This is a genomic window from Pelovirga sp. (genome assembly GCF_059864205.1).
Map to the genome: position 1 here is coordinate 57,682 of NZ_JCBCBS010000046.1, position 16,870 is coordinate 74,551.

Annotated in this window: 19 protein-coding genes; 8 read left to right on the plus strand and 11 right to left on the minus strand. The window is 53.3% G+C overall.

Going from position 1 to position 16,870, the window contains the following annotated elements; genetic code table 11:
* The 5 genes from hypF to AC6F7T_RS02870 are packed head-to-tail and all read right to left on the minus strand — an operon-like array spanning position 1 to position 6,319.
* Positions 1-2,274, minus strand: a complete 2,274-nt coding sequence (gene hypF, locus AC6F7T_RS02850) for a carbamoyltransferase HypF (protein ID WP_500716458.1) — start codon at positions 2,272-2,274, stop codon at positions 1-3.
* An 8-nt stretch (positions 2,275-2,282) separates the two neighbouring features.
* On the minus strand, positions 2,283-2,771 hold the full coding sequence (locus AC6F7T_RS02855) for a hydrogenase maturation protease (protein ID WP_500716459.1): 489 nt from the start codon (positions 2,769-2,771) through the stop codon (positions 2,283-2,285).
* Positions 2,764-3,465: a Ni/Fe-hydrogenase, b-type cytochrome subunit gene (gene cybH, locus AC6F7T_RS02860; protein ID WP_500716460.1), complete on the minus strand. Its 702-nt coding sequence runs from the start codon at positions 3,463-3,465 to the stop codon at positions 2,764-2,766. The genes AC6F7T_RS02855 and cybH overlap by 8 nt, the downstream gene beginning before the upstream one ends.
* Before the next feature lie 12 nt (positions 3,466-3,477).
* Complete coding sequence (locus tag AC6F7T_RS02865) at positions 3,478-5,190, minus strand: nickel-dependent hydrogenase large subunit (RefSeq protein ID WP_500716461.1); 1,713 nt, start codon at positions 5,188-5,190, stop codon at positions 3,478-3,480.
* A gap of 13 nt (positions 5,191-5,203) precedes the next feature.
* The gene (locus AC6F7T_RS02870; RefSeq protein WP_500716462.1) at positions 5,204-6,319 is read right to left on the minus strand and encodes a hydrogenase small subunit; all 1,116 of its coding nucleotides are present in this window, start codon (positions 6,317-6,319) and stop codon (positions 5,204-5,206) included.
* A 227-nt stretch (positions 6,320-6,546) separates the two neighbouring features.
* Here AC6F7T_RS02870 and AC6F7T_RS02875 point away from each other — a divergent pair, with 227 nt between their 5' ends.
* Complete coding sequence (locus AC6F7T_RS02875; RefSeq protein ID WP_500716463.1) at positions 6,547-6,837, plus strand: hypothetical protein; 291 nt, start codon at positions 6,547-6,549, stop codon at positions 6,835-6,837.
* A 35-nt stretch (positions 6,838-6,872) separates the two neighbouring features.
* Here the strand turns inward: AC6F7T_RS02875 and AC6F7T_RS02880 are convergent, their stop codons facing one another.
* The 3 genes from AC6F7T_RS02880 to cbiM are packed head-to-tail and all read right to left on the minus strand — an operon-like array spanning position 6,873 to position 9,057.
* Positions 6,873-7,625 (minus strand): ATP-binding cassette domain-containing protein, encoded by a 753-nt coding sequence (locus AC6F7T_RS02880; protein ID WP_500716464.1) that lies wholly within the window; start codon positions 7,623-7,625, stop codon positions 6,873-6,875.
* Positions 7,626-7,666: 41 nt separating this feature from the next.
* Positions 7,667-8,416, minus strand: coding sequence for a cobalt ECF transporter T component CbiQ (gene cbiQ / locus AC6F7T_RS02885; RefSeq protein WP_500716465.1), 750 nt, complete (start codon positions 8,414-8,416; stop codon positions 7,667-7,669).
* A complete protein-coding gene (cbiM, locus tag AC6F7T_RS02890) occupies positions 8,416-9,057 on the minus strand; it encodes a cobalt transporter CbiM (protein ID WP_500716466.1) in 642 nt (213 codons plus the stop codon). The genes cbiQ and cbiM overlap by 1 nt, the downstream gene beginning before the upstream one ends.
* Before the next feature lie 543 nt (positions 9,058-9,600).
* Here cbiM and nikR point away from each other — a divergent pair.
* The 5 genes from nikR to AC6F7T_RS02915 all read left to right on the plus strand — a co-directional run bounded on the left by nikR (position 9,601) and on the right by AC6F7T_RS02915 (position 12,687).
* Positions 9,601-10,017, plus strand: coding sequence for a nickel-responsive transcriptional regulator NikR (gene nikR / locus AC6F7T_RS02895; RefSeq protein ID WP_500716467.1), 417 nt, complete (start codon positions 9,601-9,603; stop codon positions 10,015-10,017).
* A gap of 112 nt (positions 10,018-10,129) precedes the next feature.
* Entirely contained in the window at positions 10,130-10,744 is a 615-nt protein-coding gene (gene wrbA / locus AC6F7T_RS02900; RefSeq protein ID WP_500716468.1) for an NAD(P)H:quinone oxidoreductase, read from the plus strand.
* 109 nt (positions 10,745-10,853) lie between these two features.
* On the plus strand, positions 10,854-10,976 hold the full coding sequence (locus AC6F7T_RS02905) for a hypothetical protein (protein WP_500716469.1): 123 nt from the start codon (positions 10,854-10,856) through the stop codon (positions 10,974-10,976).
* Between the two features lie 290 nt (positions 10,977-11,266).
* Positions 11,267-12,373 carry a HipA domain-containing protein gene (locus tag AC6F7T_RS02910; RefSeq protein WP_500716470.1) on the plus strand — a complete coding sequence of 369 codons (1,107 nt, stop codon included), beginning with the start codon at positions 11,267-11,269 and terminating at the stop codon, positions 12,371-12,373.
* The gene (locus AC6F7T_RS02915; RefSeq protein WP_500716471.1) at positions 12,373-12,687 is read left to right on the plus strand and encodes a helix-turn-helix domain-containing protein; all 315 of its coding nucleotides are present in this window, start codon (positions 12,373-12,375) and stop codon (positions 12,685-12,687) included. The genes AC6F7T_RS02910 and AC6F7T_RS02915 overlap by 1 nt, the downstream gene beginning before the upstream one ends.
* 48 nt (positions 12,688-12,735) lie before the next feature.
* Here AC6F7T_RS02915 and AC6F7T_RS02920 read toward each other — a convergent pair whose 3' ends face one another.
* The gene (locus AC6F7T_RS02920; protein WP_500716472.1) at positions 12,736-14,559 is read right to left on the minus strand and encodes a GNAT family N-acyltransferase; all 1,824 of its coding nucleotides are present in this window, start codon (positions 14,557-14,559) and stop codon (positions 12,736-12,738) included.
* A gap of 196 nt (positions 14,560-14,755) precedes the next feature.
* Between AC6F7T_RS02920 and AC6F7T_RS02925 the strand changes: the two genes are divergently transcribed.
* Together AC6F7T_RS02925 and AC6F7T_RS02930 are read left to right on the plus strand one after the other, a co-directional pair.
* Complete coding sequence (locus AC6F7T_RS02925; protein ID WP_500716473.1) at positions 14,756-14,935, plus strand: SAP domain-containing protein; 180 nt, start codon at positions 14,756-14,758, stop codon at positions 14,933-14,935.
* Between the two features lie 58 nt (positions 14,936-14,993).
* Positions 14,994-15,347, plus strand: coding sequence for a TraR/DksA family transcriptional regulator (locus AC6F7T_RS02930; protein WP_500716474.1), 354 nt, complete (start codon positions 14,994-14,996; stop codon positions 15,345-15,347).
* A 230-nt stretch (positions 15,348-15,577) separates the two neighbouring features.
* On the opposite strand, the gene AC6F7T_RS02935 is transcribed toward AC6F7T_RS02930, so the two are convergent.
* Entirely contained in the window at positions 15,578-15,961 is a 384-nt protein-coding gene (locus AC6F7T_RS02935; RefSeq protein ID WP_500716475.1) for a diacylglycerol kinase, read from the minus strand.
* 16 nt (positions 15,962-15,977) lie between these two features.
* Positions 15,978-16,870: hypothetical protein (locus AC6F7T_RS02940; protein ID WP_500716476.1), on the minus strand; the 893-nt coding region annotated here is incomplete at its 5' end.

Below are 16,870 nucleotides of genomic sequence, written 5' to 3' on the forward strand. Positions count from 1 at the left end.
TTAATTCTTTCTGAGCAACGCTGCCGCTACCTGCCCCAGGGCAATCCCGCCGTCATTCATCGGAACCTGTTGCGGAATGTGCAGTTGCAATCCTCTGCGTCGCGCCTGTTTCAGCAGTGCCGCCACCAGGCGGCTGTTCTGGAACACCCCGCCGGTCAACAGCGCTTCGTCCCGTCCTTCGCGCGCCATGATCGTCATCGCTAACGCGACAAGCATATTGATAAAACCGGTCACACCACGGATCCGATCGCGTTCCTGGAGCAGGGCGGCAACGGTCGGTTGCAGGTCGATCATATCGTCAACCAGGGTAAAACCATAACAGAGATCGAGACTGCTATCGTAGTACTTTTCCATCAGCATTCCACTCTGCCCTTCAAAGGTCATCTTGTTACAGATCCCCAACAAGGATGCTGCGGCATCAAACATGCGGCCGACAGAGGACGATAACGGGGCGTTGAGGCGCTGGTGGTGCATCTGCAGCAGCAGCTTCAACTCGTCGCAGCTGAAAGAGTGGATACAGGGGTTATCAAGGTGCAATGCCTGCTCACCATAATAATCAAACAGCAGGCTCAAGGCGACGCGTCGCGGCTCACGGATAGCTTGTTCTCCGCCGAGCAACAAGACGGGGCGCAGGTGGTAGCGTCGCTGATAGTGACGATAACTGGTCTGCAGCACTTCGCCTCCCCACAGGGTACCATCGTCACCATAACCGGTGCCATCCCAGCAGAAAGCCAGTATTTCGGTGTCCAGTCCCATGCCGCAGGCAACCATGGCGGATAGAGCGTGGGCATGGTGATGCTGAACCTGCTGCACTGCAACTGACTGCTGCAGCGCCCAACGTGAGGACGGGTAATCAGGATGCTTGTCACAGAGGATCAACTCGGGTTCAAAGTCGTACAACTGTTTGAAGGTGGCGATGGTACGCTGGAAATAACTTTCAGCCGCGACACTGTCGAGATCGCCGATGTGTGGACTTAAAACCGCCTGGGCGCCGAACCCCAGAGCGATGGTGTTTTTTAGTCCGGCGCCGACCGCGAGAACCCGCTGCGGCAATGCTGCCGGCAACATGATCGCTGCCGGGGCGTAGCCGCGCGCACGCCGTAACATCAGCGTCTTCCCGGCCGCAGTGGTCACTACGCTGTCGTCACAACCGTTGATGATCTCGCGATTAACATCCAGCACTGCATCGACCACTGCTCCCAGGCGCTCGCGCAATATTTTGGCGTCAGTAATAATAGGTTCATCAGCGATGTTGGCGCTGGTGGCGATCAGCGGGCAATCGAGAAATTCAAACAACAGCAGATGCAGCGGGGTGTAGGGAAGAATCAGGCCGATCCGATCGAGCTCGCCATGAACTTCTAAGGGCAATCGTCCCCGATCCGGCACCAAGACCACCGGGCGTTTGGGGCTGGTCAACAGGATTCGGCAATGCTCGTCGATTTGACCGAACTGTTCCGCCATCGTCTCATCTCGCACCATCACCGCGAAGGGTTTGTGCGGGCGCCGTTTGCGCCGGCGCAGCAAGGCAACGGCAGCGCTGTTGCCGGCATCGCAGACGATATGAAAGCCGCCAACTCCCTTGATGCCAACAATCTGCCCCTGGTGGATCCGAGCTGCTATGTCGTCAAGCGGCTGGTCGGTCTCCACGGTCTCGCCGCCAGCTGTGGTGACCGTCAGTTGCGGTCCACATAGCGGGCAGGCCATTGCCTCGGCATGAAAACGGCGATTACCCGGGTCCTCGTACTCTGTCCGGCATTCATCACACAGGGGGAAAGAAGAGAGGGCCGTTGCCGGACGATCATAAGGCAGATCACGGATAATGGTGTAACGCGGGCCGCAGTTGGTGCAGTTGTTCAAGGGGTACTGATAGCGACGATTGTCGGGATCGCTCAGCTCACGCCTGCAATCAGCACAGACGCTGATGTCAACCGGTACCAGGGTGTCAGTGACACAGTCGCTCGTTGAGGTGACAATGCGAAAATCCTGCTGATGGTCAATGGCATCTACCTTTTCAATCGTAATCGAGTCGATCTGTGCCAGGGGTGGGATATCTGCTCTTAATTGGTGGCAGAAGTGTTCGACATCGGCAGAAGTCCCGCAGACTTCGATGACGACGCCGGCGGGACTGTTGGCGACATGGCCGTAAAGATTGTTGGCACGGGCAATCCGGTAGACAAAGGGGCGGAACCCCACCCCTTGAACTGTTCCTTTAACAAGTAATTGATAACTTTCTACTAAATAAAGATTAGTGGAAAGAACTTGATCGGATTGCATAGCGGCGGTCAAAGATCTGGCGGGCTGGATAGAAATGCCTCAATGCGCTCACTCGCGGCGGCAATCAACTTCGGTAACCCCCGCTCAACGGCTGCCGACAAGGTCATTTCCATGTCGATGTTGTCATATTGAATGCCCAGTAGCTCGACATCCGGGGGGCGATCACCAATCAGTTCCGCTGCTTCAAGCAGATCCTTGAGACCCACCTGGTGGGGTGAGATACGTTGGGTCAGGATCGGATTGATATCCTCTCCGGCGATCAAAGCTACGGTTCCGGGGGCTTCATTGATGTTGATCGCATCGAGCAGCAGTAGCTTGTCTGCCCAGGCCACGTGCCCGAGCAGATCGAGCCCCAGGGTACCACCATCGACAAGCTGAAAATTTTCCCGATCCGGATAACGCTCCTGCAGGGTGTAAATTGCCCGCAATCCGGCGGCATCGTCGTTCATCAGCAGGTTGCCCAATCCCAGTACGAGAAAATTACCTTTATTAATCACGTCGATCCGGTTTCCAGCCGGAGAAGATGGAGCTGATCTCACCCGACTTGGATTTAAAGTCGAACAGGACAATGCTGTAAATATGGTTGATGACAAATCCTGCGATCAGAAACATCACCATGAAGTGAAACCAGCGCACCCACTGGTTGCTGACCAGCCCGAAAATCCAGCCGGTCACAGCGTACAATGAACTATAGGGATCAGCTTGAGCCCAGAGGGCAAAACCGGTCAGAATCTGTAGAAAAAACAACAAAAACAAGAGGGTATAGGCGCAAAATGCCACCGGATTGTGCCCCAGCAAATGCGGGGTCTCCTTGCCGAGAAAGGTATAAAAACGGATATAGGCCCAGAATGTTTTTCTGTTATTTTTGTCGAACGGATTGGGAATAGCCCGCCAGCTGGCGAAGTAACTGTCACCGAGAAACCAGTAGAGCCGCGCCAGGATACTGACGGAAAAAACTACTCCGGTCACATAATGAATATGGCGCATATGCCCCATGATGTAGGGATGCTGCGCCGAGCTCATGAAGGGATCGTGAATAAAATAGCCGGTGAATGACAGGATGATGATGCAGAAAAAATTCAGCCAGTGAATGATCCGAACCGGCCCTTCCCAGACATACAGATAACGACGGGCGGCGCATTCGATAGGCTGTTCAACCTTGTCAACAGATGTTCCCGAGATCTCTGCCATAACGACGCCTCTCTAGAGAATTTTTGCTTTGGATACAGGGTTGCCGCCTTCATCGTAGAGGTGAACTGCGCAGGCCATGCAGGGGTCAAATGAGTGCATAGTGCGCAGAATTTCCAGCGGCCGCTGCGGATCGGCAATCGGCGTACCGATCAACGACTCTTCGTATTGCCCGCGAACCCCGGCGGGATCGCGCGGGCTGGCATTCCAGGTGGTCGGCACCACCGCCTGGTAGTTCTTGATGCTCTTGTTGTCAATGACAACCCAGTGGCCAAGGGCACCGCGGGGCGCCTCATGGAAGCCGTAGCCGCGGGCATTGGCCGGCCAGGAGGAGGGCTCCCATTTTTCGTTGTTGTGAATGCTGTAATCACCGGTTTTCATGTTAGCCACCAGGGCATCGAGCCAGTCACTCATCTTGTTGACCATAATCAGGGTCTCAATCGCCCGCGCTGCGGTTCTGCCCAGGGTCGAGAACAGCACTTCCGGTCCGACACCGAGCTTGCCAAGAACCAGATTCACGGTATCCGTGACTTCCTTGTGTCCGGAGGCATAGGCGACCAGCATGCGTGAGAGTGGGCCGACCTCCATCGGCTTGTCGTCATAACGTGGAGCTTTGGCCCAGGAGTATTTATTGTCGGTATCAAGAAAATCATAAGGCGGCTTGGGTCCGGTATATTTCCCGTTGGTTTCACCCTCGTAGGGATGTTTGCCAACGCCATCGCCAGCGCTGTACTCGTACCAGGAGTGGGTCACGTATTCGGTGATCTTCTGCTGATCTACCGGCATGATGTTGGAGAGATCACCGTTCATGATCACCCCGGCCGGCATCCAGAAGTCATTGGGGTAGCCGCGCCGACCTTCGGGAAAATCGCCGAAGGAAAGATAGTTTTTATGACCGCCGCCGATCCCGGCCCATTCCAGATAGAAGGGGGCAACAGCGAGTACATCAGGAATATAGACCTGCTCGACAAATTCTTTGGCCATGGCGATGTGCTGGCGGATCTGGGCAATCTTGTCGGCGTTGATGGCATTCTGGCTGTTGGGGTCAATCGGAATCGACATACCGCCAACCAGGAAGGTCTGCGGATGGGGATTCTTGGAGCCGAGAATTGCCTGAATCTTGATAATCTCCTTCTGGATGTGCAGGGCTTCAAGATAATGAGCTACCGCCATCAGATTGGCTTCCGCCGGCAGCTTCATTGCCGCGTGTCCCCAGTAACCGTTGGTGAAGGGGCCTAGTTTGCCGGTTTTGACAAAAGCACCAACCCGGTTCTGAATACCCTGGAAGTATTTTTCGCTGGAAAATTTCCACGGCGAAATGCTCTGTTGCAGGGCAGCTGTTTTTTTGGGATCAGCTGACAGGGCTGAGACCACATCAACCCAATCGAGGGCATGGAGATGATAAAAGTGGATCATGTGATCCTGAACGTTCTGGATCCCCATGATGATGTTGCGGATCATTTCGGCATTAAAGGGGATCTGGATGTTGAGGGCATTTTCCACCGCGCGGATTGATGCCAGCGAGTGGACCGTGGTGCAGACGCCACAGAAGCGCTGGGTATAATACCAGGCATCACGAGGATCACGGTCTTTCAGGATGGTCTCCACGCCGCGGAACATGGTGGCGCTGGACCAGGCATCGGTAATGACACCGTTCTCAATGGTTGCTTCAATCCGCAAATGCCCTTCGATACGGGTAACCGGATCAACGACTATTTTGTTTGCCATCGCTTATCTCCCTTTATTTTTCAGCGTCAGTGGTCTCTTTGATCATTTCACGGGTTTCCGTCTTGGCCTGATTGACCTGTTTCCAGTTACGGGCCATGGTCACTGCCCCGTGGGTGGCAAACACCGCGGCTGAAGCCCCGACGATGGCCCCACCGATTTTCAGCGCCGAGGCTTCAACGCCGAAGCCGGGGACGTTCGGGAGCCGTTGGTACATAGGCATCATGGTGTCGAAGAAGCCCGGTTCGCTGCAACCGACACAGCCGTGTCCCGCCATAACCGGCCAGCTTAGCCCCTCGTTCCAGCGCAAGGTCGGGCAGTTGTGGAAACTGGCCGGCCCCTTGCAACCCATTTTGTAGAGGCACCAGCCCTGACGATGGCCATGATCCCCCCAGTTTTCCACATACTGACCGGCGTCAAAATGGCCGCGACGTTCGCAGTTGTCGTGAATCCGCTTACCGTACGCGAACTTGGGACGCCCAAAGCGATCCATCGCCGGGGCGCTGCCGAAGGTGAGATAATGAACAATGGTGCCGGTGAGATTATCGACATTCATCGGACAGCCGGGCAGGTTGATAACCGTTTTGCCGGGGAGCAGCTCACTGACGCCGACAGCACCGGTGGGGTTGGGATAAGCGGCGGGCAGGCCACCATAAGAAGAGCAGCTGCCGACGGCAATGATGAGACCGGCATCGCCGCCGACTTTTTTCAGGATATCAACGGCAGTTTGACCGGCGATGGTGCAGTAAACCCCGTCTGCGCCGACCGGTATGGAGCCTTCGATGATACAGATGTACTGTCCCTTGAATTTCTCCATGGTGGCGTGCTTGCTCGCCTCGGCCTGATCACCGGCCGCAGCCATGACGGTTTCGTGATAATCCAGGGAGAGATGATCGAGAATCAGCTCGCCCACCGAGGGTCGGTTGGCGCGCAGCAGTGACTCAGTATCACCGGTGCAGGACTGAAACTCCATCCAGATCACCGGCGGACGGTTGTCACTCTCAAGCGCTGCGGCAATGCGTGGGGTCATTGTGGCAGGAACCGCCATCATTGCTCCCAGGGCGGAGCAGTATTTCAGAAAACTCCGTCGCGAAATATTGTGAGCAGCCAACATCCCCTTGAAATCAGTCATAGGTCACACCTCCGCACCCTGTGCTAAAAGATAAATTCGTCAGAATTAAAACAGTATTCTATTGAAAGGTCAAATAGTTTTACCTTGACATATCAAGGTGCCTTCCTCAATTTTACAGTAATTCGACGAAAAATATGGAGTGGGGGTTAACCTTTGCTTTGGGCAGGAATTTGAACCGGACGGTAAATTGCTTTTTTCTGCCGGCATCATCCTGCTATAGGGGCGCCATGGATCTTCGAAGTTTTTTTCTTCTAAAGCGCCTGTTGTTGGTTGTCGCTATAACAATCGGCAGTTGCATGACCCTCCTGCTGCTTGGTTCCTGCGGTCAGCAGAAGATTCCGCTGATCGAACAGAAGTGTGGAACCTGCCACAGCGCTTCCATCGTGTATCAGACACGCCGCACTGAAGAGGGCTGGCGTCAAGTGATCCATGGCATGAAAATTCGGGGCCTGGTGATTACTGAGGAAGAGGAGAGACAGGTCTACGACATTCTGGTTCGTGATTACCTGCTGAAATAGCAATATGGACGCTGTGCCAACAACGATCAGAACCTTTACTGGTGGTGCAGGAGTTGGTGCGGAACCAGGGAATGGGGTTTTTCCTGACCGTGGGCGGTCATCAACGCCTCGTCATTCATAATCTGCGCCGGTGGACCGTCGGCAACGATCATCCCCTGGTCGAGGAGCAAAACCCGGGTACAGACTTCCAGGATCAATTCAAGATCGTGGGAAGCAATCAGAATAGTCGGGGCGGATTTTTTCAATATCGGAATCAGCCGGCGTCTGGTGCGAATGTCGAGACCGGCGCTCGGCTCATCATACAGAATCAGCTGTGGGCTCAAGGCCAGAATCCCGGCAATGGCGACAAGCCGCTTTTCCCCTTCCGAAAGATGGTTAACCGGACGCCCGGTCAGTTTTTCAGCGCCGACACGCTGCAATGCTTCTTCAACCCGGCGTGTCACCTCTTCTTTGCCAAGCCCCATATTTTGCGGGCCGAAAGCAACATCCTCATAGACAGAGGGACAAAACAGCTGATCGTCGGAGCATTGAAATACCAGGCCGATCTCAGGGTTGAAACGTCCCTTGAGCTGTACGCGGCCGCGGGCCAGCACTTCTCCTGCTGAGGGCTGGAGAGTGCCATTGATAAGCAGGAACAGGGTGCTTTTACCGGCACCATTGGGGCCGATCAGGCCCACACGCTCGCCGCTATGGATGCTGATATTAAGGTGACGTAAAACTTCTGGAGTGTCCGGGTAGGCAAAATCCAGGGCTTTCAACTGTAAAACTGGGGATGAAGGTGTGGTCATGGGCGCAAACGTTACCTGATCAATTCTGTGGGGTCAAACCCTCAACCCATCCATACCAGACTGATAGCCACCACAACCACCAGCAAAAAAACAGAGCTGTCAACAACCTTTAACGACAGGCCGGTTGGTGGGTTGTCGGTCCAGCCGTAACCACGCAGACGCATGGCCTGATAAATCCTTTCGGAACGTTCGTAGCTGCGTAACAACAGGCTCCCAATCAGCCAGGAGTTTACCCGGATTGTTGTCAACGACCAGCTCCCTCCGCGAAAACCTCGCAGGCGCATGGATATGTTCATGGCGTGCATATCCTGTTTTATCACCTCCAGATAACGAACCATCAGTAGCGCCATATCTACCATGATCGCCGGTAGTCCCAGCGCCCGCAGAGCATTAATATGAACCATCAGCGGTGCAACAGCAAAAAGAGCAATGGCCAAAGACAAGATGGAGTAAAATCGTGCAGAAACCAGTAACGCGGCCTCAGCGCCTTCGGTGGTGATAGTGATAAAGCCCATTTTCATCAACAGCGTCTCGCCGTCGCTAAACAACAGCATCAGCACCAGCATCAGAACCAGCATGGAGGGGTATTTTAATCGCTGTTTAAGATAACTTAGCGGCAGCCCTGAAAGAGCCCAGAAGCAACCGGTGATCAGCAGCATCAGGATAACCGCATAAAACCTTGTGACTGCTGAAAAGGAAAAAGCCAGCAGGATCAGCGCAATCAGGCGGAAGCGCGGATCCCAGCGACCAAGGATAGAGGAGTGTAATGATTTATCCGGACAAGATGGCATCACTTGTATCCCAGCAATCGAGGTTTAACCCGCCGCAGGTAAACAACAATAAATGCGGTTGCGGCTCCTTCCACCAGCACCAGGGGAATATGGGAAAGCAACAACAGCATCAGGGCAGAGCGTTTGACGGCGGCATCCAGGTGAGCGGGCATAAAAAAAACAAGGATCAAGGCAAACAGAACAACGGAGATTGCTGTGGCCCCGGCTCCGGCCACAAAACCAAAAACGGCAGTACGCCAGCCGGACGGACAGGCTGTTCGTTTGTGCTGCTGAAAAATGCCGGCCGCCATCAGGGCCGGAAGCCCTACGATCAGACTATTGATGCCCAGAATGGTCAATCCACCATGACCGAACAGTACCGCCTGAAAAAAGAGACCGACCAGTATCGCCGGAAAAGCGAAAATTCCCAGTAGCGCACCAAGCAACCCAGCCAGAACAAAGTGTACACTGGCAGGGGGCAAGGGAATATGAATCAGTGACGCAGCAAAAAATACAGCCGTGAGCAGTGCTGCTTTGGGCACATCCTCGCGCGGATCAGCGCGCTGGTTGATTTTTCTGATACAGTACCAGGCGATACCGATGGCAACCGTGTATCCGCCAAGGGTTACCGGCAGCGGCAGAATACCATCGGGGATATGCATCAGGCAGGTCTCCTGCGGGTGAAATAAAGGGCGGTCCCGACACATCCCCAGATCACTGCTGCTGCTATTAGCAGGCGCGGTAAAAGACTTGAGACGGGCGCAGCCTGTGTGACCTGGCTGATCCCTGTTGACGAGTTATCCTGACCGAAGTCAAAGCAGATAGCGTTGTATCCAAACCGACAAGGAGTTCTCTTTATGGATAGCACGAAATATGATTTAGTAGCACTTTAGCTGCCATTCGTCCGGCTGTCAACGGAACATTGATAACGGGTTGAAACTGGTGGCCAACCAGCAAACCGACCGATATGCGGATGACAAATTGACAAGATCATGTAAGCTAGCAGGTTCAAGCTCAATTATTCGTATCTGTTCAGCACCGGATCTTCGGATCCTATGTCAAGGGACGCGATTGTTTCCCGTTGGGTCATCCATGACCGCTTGTTGTCGCCATCTATGGCGACAAACACCCCTGCCACAGGACCCAAAGGCCCTGCACAAGGATAATGGTGAATAGTTATAATTATTCTAATCCGGGAGTTTTTCATGTCGACTGCACGGTTCGGTATTTCTATTGATGAGATTCTGCTTGGAAAATTTGACCGGCTGATTGAAGAGAAGGGCTATGCAAACCGCAGTGAGGCGGTGCGTGATCTGATGCGTGATGCCCTGGTTGAGCGGGAATGGTTACAGGAAGATGGGGAGACCGTCGGTACTGTCACCCTGGTTTATGATCACCACACCCGCGACTTATCCGACAAGCTCACCGAGCACCAACACAACCACCACCAGGCGATTATTTCCGTCCTCCACGTTCACCTTGACGCGCATAACTGTCTGGAAGTTGCCGTTGTTCGTGGCAGTGCTTCCGAGGTCAGAAAACTCGCCGATGAACTGATCGGCACCAAAGGGGTCAAGCATGGCAAACTGGTGATGACGACTACGGGCTTGAACCTGGTGTGAGCAGGAATTTTTGTGATGACTGAAGATGTTGCCAACGGGGGCAGGTCTGGTACCATGGTGTTGACGTTTGTCAGTGAATAAACGGCTTAACCATCAGTGGAAGGAGCAGAACATGGCTAAAATACTTATCGTTCATTACAGCATGTATGGTCACATCTACCAAATGGCACAAGCAGTGGCTGAAGGGGTGCGTGAGGTCGATGGTTGTGAGGCTGTCATCAAACGGGTCCCGGAAACCCTGCCCCATGAGGTGCTGGAAAAGATGGGCGCGGTTGAAGCGCAGAAATCGATGGCGCATCTCCCGGTCGCAACAGTGGATGATCTGGCAGAAGCCGACGGCATCATTTTCGGCACCCCGACCCGCTTCGGCAACATGTGCGGGCAGATGCGCCAGTTCCTCGATGCGACCGGCGGCCTGTGGTTCAACGGGTCCTTGATCGGCAAGGTCGGTAGTGTTTTTGTCAGTTCCGCCACCCAGCACGGCGGCCAGGAATCAACCATTCTCAATTTCCACACCAACCTGCTCCATCATGGTATGGTTGTCGTCGGCCTCCCCTATTCCTTTGCCGGACAGATGGACAACAGCGAGATTACCGGTGGCTCACCCTACGGGGCGTCAACCATTACCGGCGGCCAGGGAGAACGGATGCCGAGCGACAATGAGCTGGCTGGAGCCCGCTTCCAGGGGGCTCATGTCGCGCGGATTGCAAAAAAACTCAAGGGCTAGTTGAGGAGCCCAGCACCTGGTGCGCTGTAACCAAAATCACACTGAACCCTAACCCGTTGCTGACGAAAAGCAGGTACTCCTGAAGTATATCTTTTCAGGGGTACCTGCCATGGAATTACTGTTTTTTCTATCCATCGCCGGCATTTTTTGCGCCTTTGGTGTGCTCAACTACCGCAACGCCAGAAAAAAAGCAAAAAAGCTGGTGGATGACATCCGGCGTAACCAACCGTAGGTCGAAATATTTTTCGCCCCTGCCCTGCCTCCCATCGCCATCATTAAAACAATTCTCTATAATACATGGTTATAGACGCATCATAACTGTTTGACGTAAAATTTAGATACGGTTATAATCCAATAAAAAATACGTTGGATTAATTAAATATGAAAGAAGTTACAATCGCAATTTACCACAATGGGGCCTGGCACCAAGCGGCTCAGTATCGACGTAATCAATGTCTGACTTATGACATTGATTACGTCGTTCGTTTTATGGACGAAAATCATCCCATGGCTCGGGTTGGTTTGGATTTTGATATCAATTTTGAAGAGCATAGCCGTGATCAGTGGCCGCCCTTTTTCTTCGATATCATTCCAGCCGGTGCTGCCCGGGCTGCGTGGCTTAAGCGTCAAGGGTTGGCTGATAGTGAAGATGCTGAAACCGACTGGTCTCTTTTATGCTTTGCGGCTAATTTCTCGCCCGGCAATATCCGCATCGCTTCTGCTGTGGAACGATTTACTTTGACGGCGCACCCTGGCTTTACTCGTGAAGAAATTATTGAGAGAAACATAGAATTTATCGATTATGCCGAAGCAAATGGTGCGATCGTTGCCGGTGCCTCCAGTGTTCAGGGTCAATCGCCAAAATTTTTACTGGTTCAGGACTTGAACGGTCGCTGGCATGCCGAAGGAGCTCTGCCGGAGGAGAACATCAAAAAGCATTGGCTGGTCAAATTTCCAAGGCACCGGTTGGACGCTGATCGGCTTGTTCTGAAAAATGAGGCCCCCTACTATGAGGTGGCACGGGATTTTGGTCTGAAGGTTGGTGCCCCTCTTTGCTTTGAGGCCGATACTCTGTTCATTGAACGGTTTGATCGGAACATTCAGGGCCGGCAGGTGGTTCGTTACGGACTGGAGTCGGCGTCATCAATCTGTGGCTGGAGTGGTTTCGGCCCAGGGATCAGCAACGACCAGATTTGTCATGCGATGGCTCGGCTGCTTAAACAGCCACAGCCGGATATTATCGAATTTCTGCGCAGAGATATGTTGAACCTTGCCCTTGGCAATGTTGATAACCATGGCCGTAATACGGCTTATTTGAAAACGCCTCGGGAGACATCCATTTCCCCTCTGTTCGACTTTGCGCCGATGTTTATGGACCCGGAAGGTATCCCCAGGGCTGCTCGCTGGGAAGCAGAAAAACGCATGGCTATGCCTGACTGGGGAGCAGTCGCCGAAAGTATCTGTTGTCCGGGGCTTGCTGCTGATGAAATCCGCGCATTGTTGAAGCCGGATATTGCCAAGGTCGAGAGGTTACCTGAAACTATGGACAAGTATGGTGTAGATCAGGTGATCATTGATCGATTGACGAAACGTATTGGCGATCTTGTTTTAAGTTTGAAGGATGCTTGATGATGAAAAGGCCACCGAGGGAGAAAGTTGAAGCCTTGCGTCAGGAGTTGTTTACCCGTATCGATGCCGGTACGATATCAATCGGGGAGGCAACACGGCTGATGAGAAAAACAATCGGGATGAATCGGAAGGATTACGCTGAAAAGATTTTAAAGATCAGTCATGATGCCCTGCAGGATGTTGAAACCGGCAAAGGAAACCCAACATTGAAAACCCTCAAGATCATAGGCAAACCATTTGGCCTGGAAATAAGCTTTGTGCGGAAAAAAACAGGAAACAAGGCACAGGGTGAGCTTCGCATTTCTCAGTCTTAAGCTTTCTCCCTTATCCTCCACAGCTTAAGTACTCAATGTTTTAGCATGTCAGGCACAATTTTTCAGCGGCCGGCGATGATAAGTCAGATAACCAGCGTACCCTTCCTTCCCCATGTAGCGTTGCAATTGTTTTTTGTCTGTCTTGAACAGATCAACCAGCAGCAGTCCGTCAATGACGTCGCTGAAATCGGGATCACGATTGAAGGCGAGAATCTGCCCACCCAGGTTGAGGTAGTGGCGCAACAGCACGGGGATTCCCTTGCCGTCTGCTTCCATGTCACTCACCAGTACCGAGAGATGATCGATTTCCTTGAGAAATGACTGTTGTTTCAGGTCGAGACCGGCGAGCATAAGCGGTTTGAAAGTTACCGGGGTTCGGGGCTTGACCAGGCAAGCCAGTTCATTGACGCGGTAATGTTCCGTCAGGGCAGTGGTGATCAATCCACGAGCCTGTAAACTGTACTCCCGTGAAATACTCACCGGTCCAAAAAGATAACGGTAATGCGGATAGCGGACCAGATAATGGCCGATCCCTTTCCACAACAACAGCAGCGGGGCAAAAGAGCGCTGATACTCTGGGCGGACAAATGAGCGGCCCAGTTCCAATCCGGCATGCAGTTCTTTGAGTAGCGCTGGTTTCATAGCAAACAGGGTACTGGTGTACAGCCCTTTGCTGCCGATGGTGGACAGGATGCGATCGATGTGACCGAGACGATAGGCACCCACCACTTCCTGGTGCTGCTTGTGCCAGAGAAACAGGTGGGTGTAACCTTCATCGAACCTGTCCAGGTCGCAGTTTTTTCCTGACCCCTCACCCACTTCACGAAACGTCAGTTCCCGTAAGCGGCCAATCTCGTTCAATACCCAGGGGATTTGTCCAGCGTCCGCGTAGCAGACCAAAAATTCGTCATTTTCTGTCAGCATCTGTGTTGTTGGCAGGTGCGCCAGTTCCTGTTGCAGAAGGTTCTTGTCAACAGCGCGAATCACCGGGGCGGTGGTTGCCGGTGTGGGAATTGTGGGGCCAGCAAGCGGCGTGGCGGTTCTGGCCCCAAGGGCATAGGTGCGTAGACGCAGATAATCGGTCAGTTCGCGGTCAGTGGCAAAATCGCCGCAGTTGCGCGGACTGATGAGCTGACCGACAACAACCTGCTTAACCTGATGGCGTTGCCCAAGGAGCATCCGTGGGAGCAGAGCGGTACGCAACCGGGGATGGATCTTGCCCGCTAACTGGAACAATGGGCCGTTGTGTCCGGGGAAAAAGATCGGCACCACCGGAACGTTACTGCGCCGGATAATCCGAGCGGCGGAATCATTCCATTGGGGATCGACCACTCCGGTCTCTTTTGACTGGTGAGAGGACACTTCCCCGGCCGGAAAAATAATCAGCAACTCCCCCTGTTTCAGAGATTTCAGAGCCTGTCGTAGCGGAGCAATATTCGTCCGGACCGAGCTATCAGAACCAAAGGGATCAACAGCAATCAGGTGGGAACGCAGCGCCGGTAACCGCCCCAGCAGACGGTTCCCCATGACCTTGAAGTCCGGGCGGATGCGACTGACCAGATCAAACAGAATCAGCCCCTCAACGCCGCCGTAGGGATGATTGGCAATAACAACACAGGGGCCACTTGAAGGGATCCGAGCCAGGTCTTGTGGTTCAACAAGATAATCTATTGCCAGGGTTTTCAGGGCCTGATGGACAAACCCGGCCATGGTGCCATCAGAGCGGACCTGACGGTACAGACGGTTGCAGGCAGACAGACCAAGACCTGCTTCGACCAGGCCAAGGGCGATGCTCCCGGCACGGGCACGGATGGATGAGGGCGGCTGTTGTTTGAGGCTGAAAGGTAATGGAAAGGCTTCTGACAGAGGCATAGGGTTCTCCTTTTTGCTGCAGGAGAACAGTGGCAGGTTAATCTGATGTTAAACATTCATGAGCATTTCATTGGCAGACGAAAACGTGTCCACCTTACACAATTATCACCCGTTACCAGCAATTTTCTAATAATAGGCGGATAAAAGATTGCCAATTTAACGATGTATCAACCACTTGATGAAGGAGAAATCAGCAATGAACATGAAAGAAATCAAGGCGCTGGCGGCGCAAAAAGGTTTGCGCGCTGGGCGCCTGAAAAAAGACGAACTGATTCGGACGATTCAGAAAGCAGAAAACAATAACCCCTGCTACATGACCAACCAGGTCGATCAGTGTCGCGAGATGACCTGCCTGTGGCGGGGTGACTGCGGTTAGCAGGGCAGGAATTCATGGCTCAAGAAATGGAAGCTTCTCCATTTTAAAGGAGCAACTGATGAATCAATTACATAATACAGCACTGTCGTTAGGGCAACAGAGTCACTATTTGAGTAAAGAACAGCTGGACTATTTTCAAAACGTCCTGATCGTTTGGCGGCAAGAGCTGCGAACCGATTACAGGGAAGCTCGGCAGCGCATCCGTCATCAGAATGAACGAGTCGGTGATATTGTCGATCAGAGCTTCACGGAAAACAGTACGACGATGGAAATGATCAATTACCGTCGCAAGGGAACCTTGTTGGAACAGGTAGAAGCAGCACTGCAGCGAATTGTTGACGGTAGTTATGTTGTAACTGTTCAGCATCGGATCGGGGATCCTATGTCAAGGGGCGCTTTTCGTCATCCATGACCGCTTGTTGTCGCCGTCCATGGCGACAAACACCCTTGCCACAGGAGCCCCGACCCTGCGAAAGGACAGTAGTGAATAGTTACGTTATGGGGCTGTCTGTTGACTGAGGAGGAAATTGGTTTTGAGCGCTTGCGTTCCTATCCCATCGCAACCCTGTCGGTCGAATCTCAAGAACTGATGGAACGTCGGCGCCATTGGAATCGATGCTATTGCAAAACGACCTAAAACAGTTATCCCATTAAGTCACTGAGCTGTGACCAGAGCAGGCTTACCCACACCCCCAGCGCCAGCAATAAACTAAGCAAAACAGCCGCCGAGCCAAGATCTTTGGCTTGTCCTGAGAGTTCATGACGTTCCGGTCCAATCCGGTCGATGGCGGCTTCGATGGCGCTGTTGAGCAATTCAACCACCAGCATCAGGATCAGCACGGCGATAAGCAGCAGACGCTCCAGCAGGCTAAAGTCGAGCACCAGGGCCAGGGGAATCAGGAGCAGACTGATGACCACTTCCTGGCGAAAGGCTGCTTCCTGCCGCCAGGCGGCCCGCAAACCCTGCAGGGAATAACCGCCTGCGAGAACCAGACGTCGCAAGCCTGTTGGTTTTGTTGCTGTCATCTTCGTTACCCTTAAATCAGCGGAAAAACAGATCCAGCCCAGCGGCCTGACGTTCAGCCAGCTCTGGAATGCGTTGGCGTTGAAAGCGCCGTAAGAGTGGAAAAATCCAACCGGTCAGGCGAATCAGCAGGGTGCGGTCAAGGAGCCGATAGTCAGCTTCGGAACGCATCAGCAGGGCGAACAGGGCTCCGGCGGTGATCCAGCGCAGGCGAAAGGGGGAATAATCACTCTCAATAAGAAATCCCTGCGGGTGTTTATTCCGGTAACGCTCAATCCGGGCGCTGATCTTGATAATCCGTTTTTTGCCGGCGTTGCCCAGATAGAAACGCCGCAGCGAATAGAGCAGGCGCAGGGTATCCGCACCCATGGTTAAGTCGGTCTGGGGCTGCGACAATTTACCAATGAGAGTTTTTAAGCGCCTGAACAGTTGCCGCTCTTCCCGGTCATCGTTACGAATCTCGGCAGGAGAATCGAGATAAGCGCGAAACATCAGCCGCAGCGGCTGGTTGACCAGGATGGTATCCCAGAAAATCCACAACAATGGTGGCACCCGCAAACGGCGAAACCAGATCTGGCGGCGGGCAAAGGGGGCAAAATACCAGAGCCGGTCAATCAGGCGATCGAAGATGTCAACAACCTCGATCATGATTTCCGCATCCTGCTCGTTGAACCGCTCCCGGCAGAATTGCCGCATGATTGATGCCGCTGCCCTGTTGGTGGTGAAGAGTTCGATGGCAGCGACGGTATTGAGTTCATTCCAGGGGGAGGAGTTGTCAAGAAAGGTCAAACGGTCAAAATGGGACCAGCCACCGGTCTGACACCAGACCAGGATCCCCCGTAAGGTTGGACAGGTGCTGAGCTGCTCCCGGTATTCTTCATACTGAAGTCCGGCATAGGCGGGAAAGATGC